This window comes from Agromyces sp. NPDC058136 (assembly GCF_042884375.1).
Lineage (GTDB): Bacteria > Actinomycetota > Actinomycetes > Actinomycetales > Microbacteriaceae > Agromyces.
In genome coordinates, this window is record NZ_JBHVUA010000006.1 from 124466 (window position 1) to 137194 (window position 12729).

Here is a 12729-nt window from a genome sequence, read left to right on the forward strand (position 1 = left end):
GATCCTGCTCAGTGCGCGGCGGATTCGATGTGCGCCCGGCTGACGCGCTTGCGGAAGACCCAGTAGGTCCACCCCTGGTACGCGAGGATGAGCGGCAGGAAGATCAGCGCCACCCAGCTCATGAAGGTGAGCGTGTACGGCGTCGACGAGGCGTTCTCGATCGTGAGGCTGTTCGCCGGATCGTTCGACGCGGGCATGACGTCGGGGAACAGCGCCGCGAAGAGCGCGAACACCGCCGCGGCGATCGTGACCGCCATGAGCGAGAACGCGACGCCCTCTGCGCCCCGCAGGTTCGCGATCCAGCTGCCGATGAGGGCGACGGCGGCGACCGCGGCGAGGATCCAGAACCAGAGCGTCCCGTGGGCGAGCCCCGTCCACAGCAGGAACGACGCGGCGACGAGGACCGTCACGAACCCGGCCCGCACCGCGAGCCGCCGGGCGCGCTCGCGCAGCTCGCCCTCGGTCTTCAGCGACACGAACACGACGCCGTGCGTGAAGAAGAGGAGGAGCGTCGTCAGACCGCCGAGCAGGGCGTACGGGTTCAGCAGGTCGAACAGCGTGCCGATGTAGTTGTGATCGGCGTCGAGCGGCACGCCCTGCACGATGTTCGCGAACGCGACACCCCAGAGCAACGCCGGCACGGCGGAGCCGATGATGATCAGCAGGTCGAATCGGCCCTTCCACTGCGACTCGGGCCGCTGATGCCGGTACTCGAACGAGACCCCGCGACCGATGAGCGCGAGCAGGATGAGCAGCAGCGCGAGGTAGAAGCCCGAGAAGAGCGTCGCGTACCACTCGGGGAACGCCGCGAACAGCGCGGCGCCCGCGACGATCACCCAGGTCTCGTTGAGGTCCCACACGGGGCCGATGGTGTTGATGAGGACCCGGCGGTCGGTGTCGTCCTTGCCGAGGAACGGCAGCGACATGCCGACGCCGAAGTCGAAGCCGTCGAGCACGAAGTAGCCGACGAAGAGGAACGCGACGATCCAGAACCAGAGCGTGGGGAGATCCATGGGTGCTGCTCCGTTCAGTAGACCGTGGTGGCGGGTTCGATGCGGCCCGACTCGGGGTCGGGTTCGCCGAGCTCGGGTGGGCCCTTCTTGATGGCCCGGATGATGAGCCGCACCTCGACGACCGCGAGGGCGCCGTAGACGAGGGTGAAGGCGACGAGCGAGATGAGCACGTCGAGCCCGGTGACGTTCGGCGAGACGGCCGACTCTGTGGGCAGCAGGCTGAACACGATCCAGGGCTGGCGGCCCATCTCGGTGAAGACCCAGCCGACGCTCATCGCGGCGAGCGAGAGCGGGAAGCTCCAGATCGCGACCTTCCAGATCCAGCGCTGCTTCGGCATCCGGCCCTTGCGGGTGAGCCAGAGGCCGACGACCGCGACGAGGACGTGCAGCATGCCGAGGCCGATCATCCAGCGGAAGGCCCAGTAGGTGACCCAGATGGTCGGGGCGTAGTCGCCGGGACCGTACAGCTCGGTGTACTGCGCCTGCAGGTCGTTGATGCCCTCGACGCATCCGTCGAAGGAGTGCGTCGACAGCAGCGAGAGCAGATAGGGGACGCGGATCGAGAAGAGCTCGCTCGTGCCGTCGGGGGTGCCGAGGGTGAACAGCGAGAACGAGGCATCCGCGCCGCAGACGGTGTCGTAGGTCGCCTCGGCCGCGGCCATCTTCATGGGCTGCGTCGCGACCATCGCGAGGCTCAGCTGGTCGCCGAAGAGGGTCGTGAGGATGCCGGCGCCCACCATCGTCCAGAGGCCGAACTTGAGGGCGGGGCGCATCGTGTCGAGGTGCTGGTTGCGCGAGAGGTGCCAGGCGGCGGCCGAGATGATGAGGCCGGCGGTCACCATGAAGCTCGCGGCGATCGTGTGCGGGAACGCGGCGAGGGCGACCGGGTTCGTGAGCAGCGCGCCGATGTCGACGAGTTCGGCGCGGCCCTTCTCCGCGTTCATCTCGTAGCCGACGGGGTTCTGCATGAACGCGTTCGCCGCGAGGATGAAGTACGCCGAGACGATCGTGCCGATGGCGGTGCACCAGATGGTCGCGAGGTGGATGCCGCGCGGCAGCTTGTCCCAGCCGAAGATCCAGAGGCCGATGAAGGTCGCCTCGAAGAAGAAGGCGAGCAGGCCCTCGAGGGCGAGCGGGGCGCCGAAGACGTCGCCGACGAAACGGGAGTACTCCGACCAGTTCATGCCGAACTGGAACTCCTGCACGATGCCGGTGACGACGCCCATGGCGAAGTTGATGAGGAAGAGGTTGCCGAAGAAACGCGTGATGCGCAGGTACTCGAGCTTGTCGGTGCGGAACCACGCGGTCTGGAAGATCGCGACGGTGGTCGCGAGACCGATCGTGATCGGGACGAACAGGAAGTGGTAGACGGTCGTCAGACCGAATTGCCATCGAGCGAGCAGCAGCGGGTCGAGCAACTCATTCATGGATGCCTCTTTCAGACGTGAGGAACGTCGCCTCGACGTTCTTCTACGCAGCGTAGAACAAATTCGAGAACGGCGGTAGTCTGGTCGTATGGCGAGTCTCGGAGATCTCGAGCGCTCCGTGATGGAGGTGCTCTGGTCGAGCGACGCCGCGCTCTCGGCGAACGAGCTGCGCGACGCGCTCGCGTTGCGCGACGGTGAAAGCGGGCGCACCCCCGCGACGACGACGGTGCTCACAGTGCTCTCGCGCCTCGAGCGCAAGGGCTTCGTGAGCCGCACCCGCGAGCACCGACCGCACCGCTATCAGGCGCTGCTCTCGCGTGAAGAGCACACCGCCGAACTCATGCACGAGGTGCTCGACCGCTCGAGCGACCGCGACGCGGCCCTCGCCCGCTTCGTCGGCACCGTGAGCGACGGCGAAGCGGCCACCCTGCGCCGACTGCTCGACGATCTCGCCCGCCGCTGAGGTGGTCGCCGTCGCCGTAGGGCTCGGCGCGCTCGCGCTGACGCTGGCCTGGCCGATCCCGCTCGTGCTCTCGCGCGCGGCCTGGCCCGCCCGCTCCCCCGCGGTCGCCCTCGCGCTCTGGCAGGCCATCGCCGTCGCCGGCGGGCTCTCCATGATCGGCGGCCTGCTCGTCTTCGGCGCCTCCCCGGCCGGTTCGCTGCTCGGCGCCTGGCGGGCCCTCATGCCCGCACTCTTCACCGGGCCGATCCCCGCGCACTTCGGCGTCGTGCACCTCGCCGCACTCACCCTCGCCGCGGGGCTCACGATCCACCTCGCCCTGAACCTCGCCCTCACCGCGGTGCGCGCCGAACGCGAACGACGCCGCCAGCACCAGCTCATCGCCGTCCTCGGCGACCCCATGCCCGGGCAGCCCCACACCCGGGTGCTCGCTCACCCCGCTCCGCTCGCCTACTGCGTGCCGGGCATCCGCACCGCGACGGTGCTCACCGACGGCCTCATCGACGCGCTCTCGCCCGACGAGCTCGCGGCCGTCATCGCCCACGAGCGGGCGCACCTCGACCAGCTCCACCACCTCGTCCTCCTCGCCTTCCGTGCGTGGCACAGCGCGCTGCCGTGGTTCCCGATCGCGAACCGCGCCGAACGCTCCGTCATCCTCCTCGCCGAGATGCTCGCCGACGACCGCGCCCGCCGCGTCGCAGGCGACGATGCACTCCGCGGCGCGCTCCTCGTCGTCGGCGAGGGAGGGCCAGGCGGGTACGGCGACGACACCGTCATCGCCGACGCCGACATGCTCGAGGCCCGGCTCGCCCGGCTCGGCGACGGCCCGGAGGCATCCGCGACGCCGACGCTCGCCCCCACGACGACCCGCGCCCTCGTGATCGCCGCGTGCGCCCTTCTGCTGTGCGTCCCACTGGCGGCCTACGCGGCCGCGCTCGCGGATCACTCCGCAGGGTGACGCGCGACGCGCCCGCCGCGGTTACGCTCGAACGATGAACGAGATCCTCGACTGGATCCTGAGCACCGTGCAGGCGGTCGACCCCGTCGCCCGAACCCTCCTCGCCGGGCTCGGCATCATGCTCGAGACGAGCGTGCTCATCGGCCTGGTGGTGCCGGGCGACACCATCGTGCTCGTCGCCGCGACCGCCGTCGAGGGCCCCGTCGAGTACTTCGCCCTCGTCATCGCCGTCATCACCGGCGCGCTCATCGGCGAGAGCATCGGCTTCGCCCTCGGCCGATGGTTCGGCCCGCACATCCTGCACTCCCGGCTCGGCCGCAAGCTCGGCGAAGACAACTGGCACCGCGCCCAGCGCTACCTCGATCGCCGCGGCGGGCCCGCGATCTTCATCTCCCGCTTCCTCCCGGTGCTGCACTCGCTCATCCCGCTCACGGTCGGCATGAGCACCATGCGGTACCGCAAGTTCATCGCCTGGACGGTGCCCGCGTGCGTGATCTGGGCGTTCGCGTACGTGACGGTCGGCTCGGTCGCCGCCGAGGGCTACCGCGAGCTGAGTCGCGAACTGCACTGGGCCGGCTACCTCTTCGTCGCCGTGATCGCGCTGTTCCTCATCGCGGTCTGGGGCGTCAAGAAGCTCATCGTGCGCTCGGAGGCGAAGCACATGGAGGCGGCGAAGGGGCCGGATGCCACGGCACCCGACCCCTCCGAACTCGACGCCGACCGCTAGGCGCGATCCGGCTCGGCCTCCGCCTCGATCAGAACAGCCCCTGCTCTGCGAGCCAGTCGCTCGCGATCTGCTCGGCCGACTGCTGCTCGTCGACGCTCAACGCGTTGAGGGCGACGAGGTCGGCGGCGGTGAGCGCCGCGCTCACGGTGTTCAGCACCTCGGCGGCCGCGTCGTCGACCTTCTCGCTCACGACCGGCACGACGTTCGACGCGAGGAACAGGCCCTCGGGGTCGGCGAGCGTCACGAGCTCGCTCGTCGCGATCGCCGGGTTCGCGCTGTAGATGTTGACGAGCTGCACCGAGCCGTCCTGCAGGGCCTTGATGGTGAGCGGCCCGCCGCTGTCTTCGATCGGCGTGAACCCGACCTCGACGCCGTACACCGACTTCAGCCCCTCGGGCCCGTACGGGCGCGTCTCGAGCTCGGAGTTGCCGCCGAGCGTCAACGGCGTCGTCACCTTCGCGAGGTCGGCGAGGCTCGTCACGCCGTTCGTCTCCGAGAACTCCTTCGTGACGTTGTAGGAGTCCTGGTCGGTCGCGTCGGACTGGTCGAGCACCCGCAGCCCCTCGGGCAGCGCGCCCTCGAGTTCGGCGTACACGTCGTCGGCGGTCGTCGCCGTCGTGTCAGGCACGTAGAACTGCAGCAGGTTGCCCGTGTACTCGGGGAAGACGTCGATCTCACCGCCCTCGATCTCGGGGATGTAGACCTCGCGCTGACCGATGCGGAAGTCGCGCTCGACCGTGAAGCCGTTCGCCTCGAGCGCCTGCGCGTAGATCTCCGCGATGATCTCGTTCGAGTAGTAGTCCTGCGAGCCGACGACGAGGGTGTCGCCACCCGCGTCGCTCGCTCCCGATCCGCTGTCGAGCGGATCGCCCGACGCGCACCCTGCCAGGGCCACTGTCGCCCCGACCGCGACCGCCGCGAGCGCGACGAGCCGGCCTCTTCCTGCTGTGATCATTGCCGTTCCCTTTCTCGGACGGGTCTTCCCACTGCTCGAATGGGTCACCCCACTGCCGCGCGCGACCGGACCGGCCGCGTACGGGGTTCTCTGGTGCGCGTCGCCCGGACGCCCGCGGGCACCACGAGCCGCTGCGCGATCGCGAAGGCGCCGTCGACGACGAGCGCGAGCACGATGACGAGGATCGAGCCGCCGAGCATCTCGGCGTAGTCGCGCGTCTTCAGGCCCGCGAAGATGAATCGGCCGAGCCCTGCATCGGCGATGTACGCGGCGAGCGTCGCGGTCGCGATGATCTGCAGGGCCGCCGAGCGGATGCCGCCGACGATGATCGGCAGGCCGAGCGGCAGCTCGACCCCGGTGACGATCTCGCGCTCGCGCATGCCCATCGAGCGGGCCGCGTCGACCGTGCGTCGGTCGACCGACTCGAAGCCAGCGTAGGCGCCCGCGAGGAGCGGCGGGATCGCGAGGATCACGAGGGCGAGTACGGGTGCCGCGAGCCCGATGCCGAGCCACAGGCCGAAGAGCGTCAGCACGCCGAGCGTCGGCAGCGCGCGGAGCCCGCCGGAGGTGACCACGACGAACTGCTTGCCGCGCCCCGTGTGGCCGATCGCCCCGCCTGCGGGCAGGGCGATGAGCATCGCGATGACGAGCACGACGAGCGAGACGAGCAGATGCTCGCCGAGGCGCTGCGGGATGCTGCCCGGACCCTGCCAGTTGGCGGGGTCGAGGATCCAGGCGACGGCCTCGGCGACGAGGTTCACGAGAGCGCCTCGCCCTCGGGGCCGCGGAGCACGGCCGCGCGCGCGCCGTCACCGCCGCGGGGCCCGCCGCGCGCCGCCCACGGCATGAGCAGGCGGCCTGCCAGGACGGCGAGCTGATCGAGCACGAGGGCGAGCACGATCGTCATGACGATGCCGGTGAGGATCTCGATCTGGATGCCCCGCTGGAACCCGTCGGTGAAGAGGCTGCCGAGGCTCGGTACGCCGATCACGGCACCGATCGTCGCAAGGCTCACCGTGCTCACGATGACGACGCGGAGGCCAGAGAGCAGCACCGGCCCAGCGAGCGGCAGCTCGACCGCCCAGAACCGGCCGAATGCCGAGTACCCCACGGCGGTCGCCGACTGCTCCACGTCGCGGTCGACCGCGTCGAAGGCGTCGGCGGCGGTGCGCACGATCACGGCGATGCCGTAGAGCGTCAGCGCGATGACGAGGTTGACGGGCGAACGGGCCCCGAACCCCGTGATCACGGGCAGCGCGATCAGCAGCGCGAGCGACGGGATCGCGTACAGCAGCCCGCACACGGCGAGCAGCACCCCGCGCGACCACCGGAAGCGGTGCGCGACCCAGCCGATCGGAACGGAGATCACGAAGCTCAGTATGATCGCGGGCACCGACAATCCCAGGTGGACGAGCGTCAGCTCACCGACCAGGTCGAGGTTCGACCAGAGCCAGTTCACGGAGCGAGCACCCCGGCCGGCCGTCCGTCGCCGTCCACGACGAGCTGCCGTCCGTCGACCTCGGTGAGGTGCAGCACCCGCTTGCCGCGCTCGGCACCGACGAAGTCCGCGACGAACGCGTCCGCCGGGCGCGCGAGGATCTCGGCCGGCGATGCCGCCTGCGAGATCCTGCCGCCCTGCTGCATGATGACGACCTGGTCGCCGAGCAGGAAGGCCTCGTCGATGTCGTGTGTGACGAAGACGACCGTCTTCCCGAGCTCGCCCTGCAGGCGCAGCAGCTCCTGCTGCAGCTCGGAGCGGACGATCGGGTCGACCGCGCCGAACGGCTCGTCCATGAGGAGGATGTTCGGGTCGACCGCGAGCCCGCGCGCGACGCCCACACGCTGCTGCTGCCCGCCCGAGAGCTGTCGGGGGTACTTGTCGGCGAGCGAACGGTCGAGCCCGACGGTGTCGAGCAGCTCGAGCGCCCGGGCGTGGGCCTCGCGCTTGCGGACGCCGCGCAGGAGCGGCACCGTCGCCACGTTGTCGATCACCCGGCGGTGCGGCAGCAGCCCCGAGTTCTGCATCACGTAGCCGATGCTGCGACGGAGTTCGACGGGATCGCGCGTCGAGACGTCCTCGCCGTCGATGAGCACCTGGCCGCCGGTCGGATCGACCATGCGATTGATCATGCGCAGGAGCGTCGTCTTGCCCGAGCCCGAGGAGCCGACGAACACCGTCGTCTTGCGCGGCGGGATGACGATGTCGACGCCCGAGACGGCGAGGGTGCCGTCGGGGAAGCGCTTGGAGACACCGCGGAACTCGATCATGCTAGCTTCATCCCCGTCGTCGGCGTTCGCTCGGACTGCAGACTCCAGACAAGCACCGATCACGCCGGGAGACAACGCCCGGCGCCGCGCGTCGCGACGCGCGCGTCAGGCGGCGTCGAACGCGGGGATCGCTTCGCCGAGGTGCTCGGCGAGGTAGTCGTGCACGAGTCGCTTCGCCTCGAAGAGGTAACGCTCGTCGCCCTCCGCGCTGCGCTCGAAGGCGCGGCAGATGAGCGCATCGCCGATCTCCATCGCGATGCCGAGACGGAACCGCAGTTCGTCCTGGTCGGTGTCGCCACCGAACTCGGCCTCGATGAGGAGCGCCATGCGGTGGGCGAACTCGGGCTCGATGCCGCCCTCGGCGAGCTCGCGCTGTGCGGCGTGCACGACGGTGAAGCCGGGCTCATCGCGGTACATCGCGGCGCAGCCTTCGATGGCGACGTCGAGCACCGTCCACCAGGACTCGAGCTCGACGCGCTCCATCTCGTCGGCGACGCGCTCGCGATACCGGCGGACCGAGCGCTCGCGCAGCGCGTACAGCACCGCGACGCGGTCGGGGAAGTAGCGGTACACCGTGCCGATCGAAGCCCCGGCCCGCTCGGCGACCATCTGGGTCGTCAGCCGCTCGAACCCCGACTCGTCGACGATCTCGGCGGCGGCGTCGAGCAGCGCGTCGAGACGCTGACTCGAGCGACGCTGGGTCGGCTCGGTGCGGACCGAGCGCCTCCGGCTCGGATCGGCCCCGAGGATCAGGTCGATGTTCGGCACGGAACCTCCTCAGTTGCTCGCACCACTCTACCGGGCGTCGAACGGCCCGCCCGACCGATCCGGCGGCCCGTTTCGCGAGCAGGGCTGCCCGCATGACAGACTGAGTGGATGCCGGCGAGCTCCCCCACCCCGGCCGGATCCCGAGAGCGCCAGGTCCGGCATCGTGCCGCGCGCATCGAAGATCGGATCCACGACATCCGCTCCCGTTGGGCGCGTCGTCGCGGACACATCCCGACGGTGATCCCCTACACCGGCTACGGCTCGACGGAGTGGGTCCGCGTGTTCTGCCGCGTCCTCCTCTCGAAGCCCGTCGCCTCCGACGAACCGTCGAAGCGCCGCCGCAAGCGCGGCGAGCAGGGCATCCGCGGCTGGCGCAGCTTCACGAGCGTGCCGGTCGGCGACGTGCCCGTCGTCATCGAGATCGGCGGCGAACGCATCGAGGTGCTCGCCGACCGCGGCGGCGTGGTCGACACGACCGTGCCGGTCGCACTCGAACCCGGCTGGCACCGCGCCACGCTCACCACCGAGGGCGCGAACCCCGTCGAGGCGCCCATCCGCATCGTCGGCCCCGATGTCGAGTTCGGCATCATCTCGGACGTCGACGACACCGTCATGGTGACGGCGCTCCCCCGCCCGCTCGTCGCCGCGTGGAACACCTTCGTGCTCGACGAGCACGCCCGCATCCCGACCCCCGGCATGGCCGTGCTGTTCGAACGGCTCGCCCGCTCGCACCCCGGCTCCCCCGTCATCTACCTCTCGACGGGCGCATGGAACGTGGCGCCGACCCTCACCCGGTTCCTCTCGCGCAACCTCTACCCCGCCGGCCCGCTGCTCCTCACCGACTGGGGCCCGACGCACGACCGGTGGTTCCGCAGCGGCCGCGAGCACAAGCACGAGAACCTGCGGCGCCTCGCCGAGGAGTTCCCGAACGTGCGGTGGCTCCTCATCGGCGATGACGGCCAGCACGACGAGGAGCTCTACGCCCAGTTCGCCGCCGAGTACCCCGACCGGGTCGAGGCGATCGCCATCCGCCGTCTCTCGACCGGCGAGGCGGTGCTCGCCGGCGGTCGTACGAAGGCCGAGGAGCACGGCACCGAGGTGCCCTGGGTATCGGCGAGCGACGGCTCGACGATCGCCGACCAGCTCGCCGAGGTCGGCGTCGTCTGATCGGCCGTCGACTCGAAGCGGGCGGTTCGCCGCCTACTTCGAGGTGACTGCGACCGCGCGCCCGCGACGGATCGAGGCGAGCCCGCGGTTGATCTGCCGGGCCCACAGCGGACCCCGGTAGATGAACGCCGAGTAGCCCTGCACGAGCGTGGCGCCCGCGTCGAGGCGGTCCTGCACGTCAGCCGCCGTCTCGACGCCGCCCACCGAGATCACGCAGAGCTCGGCGGGGACGTGCCGGCGCACGAGCTTCAGCACCTCGAGCGAGCGCTCGGCGAGCGGCGCACCCGAGAGGCCGCCTGCGCCGATCGCCTCGACGGCGGATGCCTCGGTGCTGAGCCCGTCGCGGGAGATCGTCGTGTTCGTGGCGATGAGCCCGTCGAGGCCGAGACGCACGGCGAGCTCGCAGATGCGCACCACCTCGGCGTCCTCGAGGTCGGGGGCGATCTTCACGAGGAGCGGCGTCGTGCCGCTCGCCGCGCGCACCGCCTCGAGCAGCGGCGCGAGCGCGTCGAGCTCCTGCAGTCCGCGAAGACCGGGGGTGTTCGGCGAGCTGACATTCACCACGAGGTAGTCGGCGTACGGGGCAAGCAGCTTCGCGCTGCGCTCGTAGTCGCCGACCGCGTCCTCCACGGCCGTCACCCGGCTCTTGCCGATGTTGATGCCGAGCACGGGCCGGTGCGTGCGACGCGAGAGCCGCGAGAGACGCCCGGCCGCGGCATCCGCACCGCCGTTGTTGAAGCCCATGCGGTTGATGAGCGCGCGATCCTTCACCAGGCGGAACAGTCGCGGCCGCTCGTTGCCCGGCTGCGCGATCGCCGTGATCGTGCCGACCTCGACGTGGCCGAAGCCCAGGTTGCCGAGGCCGAGCACCGCGAAGCCGTCTTTGTCGAAGCCCGCCGCGACGCCGAACGGCGACGGGAAGCGGAGCCCGAGCGCCTCGACCGCGAGCGCGTCGCCGGGCCCGGTGAAGCGCTCGACCACGCGACCGACGCCGAGCGTCGGGAGCGCCTTGATCACCCGGAACGCGAGGTGGTGCGCGTCTTCGGGGTCGAGCTTGGAAAGGAACGCGGAGAAGAGAAGTCGATACATGCCGGATTCAGGGTACCGGTCGCGGCACCCCGGCGCGTCACTCGACCGGTCGGGCGGGCAGACGCCCGTGCTCCTCGCGGAGCAGCTCGATCGCCGACTCGAAGTCGTCGAGCGAGTCGAACGCCTGGTAGACGCTCGCGAAACGGAGGTAGGCGACCTCGTCGAGCTCGCGCAGCGGCGGCAGGATCGCGAGGCCGATGTCGTTCGCCTCGATCTGCGAAGCGCCCGTCGAACGGATCGTCTCCTCGACCTTCTGGGCGAGGACCGCGAGATCGGAGTCGGTGACGGGGCGGCCCTGGCACGCCTTCTTCACGCCGAGCACGACCTTCTCGCGGCTGAACGGTTCGACGACGCCGCTGCGCTTGATCACGACGAGGCTGGCCGTCTCGGTCGTGGAGAAGCGCCTGCCGCATTCGGGGCACTGGCGACGACGACGGATCGAGAGCCCGTCGTCGCTCGTGCGGGAGTCGATGACGCGCGAATCGGGGTGGCGGCAGAACGGGCAGTACATGGTGCTCCCCAGCCTAGTGGCGAGGCGGCAGGTGCCCGGCGACGCGCACCGGGATCACGCCCGCTCGAACCGCGCCGTGACGGCCTCGCCGTGGGCCGGGAGGTCCTCTTCGGCGGACAGCGCCGCGATCACCGGGGCGACCTCGCGCAGCGCCGCCTCGTCGTACCGCACGACCTGCTGCGGCCGCAGGAACGTCGCCGCCGACAGCCCCGAGACGTGACGCGCCGTGCCCCCGGTGGGCAGCACGTGGTTCGAGCCCGCCGCGTAGTCGCCGAGACTCACCGGCGAGTACGGGCCGATGAAGATGGCGCCGGCGTTCTCGATGCTGGCGAGCGTCGCGTCGACGTCGGCGACCTGGATCTCGAGGTGCTCGGCGCCGAACGCGTTCGCGAACGCGGCGGCCTGCTCGAGGTCGTCGACGAGCACGACGGCCGACTGCCGGCCCTCCACGGCCGCGCGCACGCGAGCCGTGTGCTTCGTCGCGGCGACCCGGGCCTCGAGGCGGGCGCGCACCGCCTCGGCGAACTCGGGCGAATCGGTGACGAGCACCGAGGCGGCGAGCTCGTCGTGCTCGGCCTGGCTCACGAGGTCGGCGGCGACGAAGTCGGCGTCGGCGCTCGCATCGGCGATGACGAGGATGTCGGTGGGACCCGCCTCGGCGTCGATGCCGGTCACGCCCGCGACGAGGCGCTTGGCGGCCGCGACGAACACGTTGCCCGGTCCGGTCACCCGCTGCACGGGCAGCAGCCCGAGGTCGGGGACGCCGTAGGCGAAGGCGCCGATGGCCCCCGCACCGCCCATCGCGTACACCTCGTCGACGCCGAGGAGCGCTGCGACCCCGGCGATCGTGGGGTGGATGCGACCGCCGTGCTCGGCCTGCGCGGGCGAGGCGAGGGCGATCGACCGCACTCCGGCGGCCTGCGCGGGGACGACGTTCATCACGACGCTCGACGGATAGACGGCCTTGCCGCCGGGCACGTAGAGCCCGACCCGCTCGACCGGCTGCCAGCGCTGCTCGATCACGGCGCCGGGTGCGAGCTCCGTCGTGACGGGCGCAGGCACCTGGGCCGCGCTCGCGGCCCGCACCCGCTCGATCGTCGACTCGATCGCCGACCGAACCTCGGGCTCGAGCGCCGCCAGCGCGTCGCGCAGCTCCTCGGCGGGTACGCGCACCGCGGCGGGGCGCACCCCGTCGAAGCGTTCGGCCTGGTCGAGCAGCGCCCGCCCGCCGTGTTCGCGCACCTCGTCGATGATGCGCCCCGCGGGCGCGAGCGCCGCCGTGACGTCGGTCTCGGCGCGCGGCACGAGGGCCAGCAGTTCGGCGGGAGTCGGGCGTGATCCACGGAGGTCGATGGTGCGCAGCATGATCATCCAGCGTAGCGACCG

Annotated in this window: 14 protein-coding genes; 4 read left to right on the plus strand and 10 right to left on the minus strand. The window is 70.9% G+C overall.

The features are described from left to right. Positions 1-8: 8 nt before the first annotated feature. The gene (gene cydB, locus ACFVTX_RS16365; RefSeq protein ID WP_386901963.1) at positions 9-1013 is read right to left on the minus strand and encodes a cytochrome d ubiquinol oxidase subunit II; all 1005 of its coding nucleotides are present in this window, start codon (positions 1011-1013) and stop codon (positions 9-11) included. 14 nt (positions 1014-1027) lie between these two features. Then, entirely contained in the window at positions 1028-2440 is a 1413-nt protein-coding gene (locus tag ACFVTX_RS16370) for a cytochrome ubiquinol oxidase subunit I (protein ID WP_386901965.1), read from the minus strand. A gap of 88 nt (positions 2441-2528) precedes the next feature. On the opposite strand from ACFVTX_RS16370, the gene ACFVTX_RS16375 reads away from it, so the two are divergent. Genes ACFVTX_RS16375 through ACFVTX_RS16385 form a run of 3 tightly spaced genes read left to right on the plus strand, consistent with a single transcriptional unit; the run spans position 2529 to position 4585 of the window. After that, positions 2529-2903 (plus strand): BlaI/MecI/CopY family transcriptional regulator, encoded by a 375-nt coding sequence (locus tag ACFVTX_RS16375; protein ID WP_386901967.1) that lies wholly within the window; start codon positions 2529-2531, stop codon positions 2901-2903. Position 2904: 1 nt separating this feature from the next. Beyond that, complete coding sequence (locus tag ACFVTX_RS16380; RefSeq protein WP_386901969.1) at positions 2905-3858, plus strand: M56 family metallopeptidase; 954 nt, start codon at positions 2905-2907, stop codon at positions 3856-3858. Between the two features lie 34 nt (positions 3859-3892). Continuing rightward, complete coding sequence (locus tag ACFVTX_RS16385; protein ID WP_386901971.1) at positions 3893-4585, plus strand: DedA family protein; 693 nt, start codon at positions 3893-3895, stop codon at positions 4583-4585. Between the two features lie 28 nt (positions 4586-4613). Here ACFVTX_RS16385 and ACFVTX_RS16390 read toward each other — a convergent pair whose 3' ends face one another. From ACFVTX_RS16390 to ACFVTX_RS16410, 5 genes are all read right to left on the minus strand, one after another. Next, positions 4614-5540 (minus strand): ABC transporter substrate-binding protein, encoded by a 927-nt coding sequence (locus tag ACFVTX_RS16390; protein WP_386901973.1) that lies wholly within the window; start codon positions 5538-5540, stop codon positions 4614-4616. A gap of 44 nt (positions 5541-5584) precedes the next feature. After that, positions 5585-6301: an ABC transporter permease gene (locus tag ACFVTX_RS16395; RefSeq protein ID WP_386901975.1), complete on the minus strand. Its 717-nt coding sequence runs from the start codon at positions 6299-6301 to the stop codon at positions 5585-5587. After that, on the minus strand, positions 6298-6999 hold the full coding sequence (locus tag ACFVTX_RS16400; RefSeq protein ID WP_386901977.1) for an ABC transporter permease: 702 nt from the start codon (positions 6997-6999) through the stop codon (positions 6298-6300). The genes ACFVTX_RS16395 and ACFVTX_RS16400 overlap by 4 nt, the downstream gene beginning before the upstream one ends. Continuing rightward, positions 6996-7808: an ABC transporter ATP-binding protein gene (locus ACFVTX_RS16405; protein WP_386901979.1), complete on the minus strand. Its 813-nt coding sequence runs from the start codon at positions 7806-7808 to the stop codon at positions 6996-6998. The genes ACFVTX_RS16400 and ACFVTX_RS16405 overlap by 4 nt, the downstream gene beginning before the upstream one ends. A gap of 105 nt (positions 7809-7913) precedes the next feature. After that, positions 7914-8576, minus strand: a complete 663-nt coding sequence (locus tag ACFVTX_RS16410; protein WP_386901981.1) for a TetR family transcriptional regulator — start codon at positions 8574-8576, stop codon at positions 7914-7916. Positions 8577-8684: 108 nt separating this feature from the next. Here ACFVTX_RS16410 and ACFVTX_RS16415 point away from each other — a divergent pair, with 108 nt between their 5' ends. After that, on the plus strand, positions 8685-9743 hold the full coding sequence (locus ACFVTX_RS16415; RefSeq protein WP_386901983.1) for an App1 family protein: 1059 nt from the start codon (positions 8685-8687) through the stop codon (positions 9741-9743). Between the two features lie 33 nt (positions 9744-9776). Here the strand turns inward: ACFVTX_RS16415 and ACFVTX_RS16420 are convergent, their stop codons facing one another. The 3 genes from ACFVTX_RS16420 to hisD are packed head-to-tail and all read right to left on the minus strand — an operon-like array spanning position 9777 to position 12708. Next, on the minus strand, positions 9777-10832 hold the full coding sequence (locus ACFVTX_RS16420; protein ID WP_386901985.1) for a quinone-dependent dihydroorotate dehydrogenase: 1056 nt from the start codon (positions 10830-10832) through the stop codon (positions 9777-9779). Between the two features lie 37 nt (positions 10833-10869). After that, complete coding sequence (nrdR, locus tag ACFVTX_RS16425) at positions 10870-11343, minus strand: transcriptional regulator NrdR (protein ID WP_376944837.1); 474 nt, start codon at positions 11341-11343, stop codon at positions 10870-10872. A gap of 54 nt (positions 11344-11397) precedes the next feature. Continuing rightward, positions 11398-12708 carry a histidinol dehydrogenase gene (hisD, locus tag ACFVTX_RS16430; RefSeq protein ID WP_386901987.1) on the minus strand — a complete coding sequence of 437 codons (1311 nt, stop codon included), beginning with the start codon at positions 12706-12708 and terminating at the stop codon, positions 11398-11400. Positions 12709-12729 lie beyond the last annotated feature (21 nt).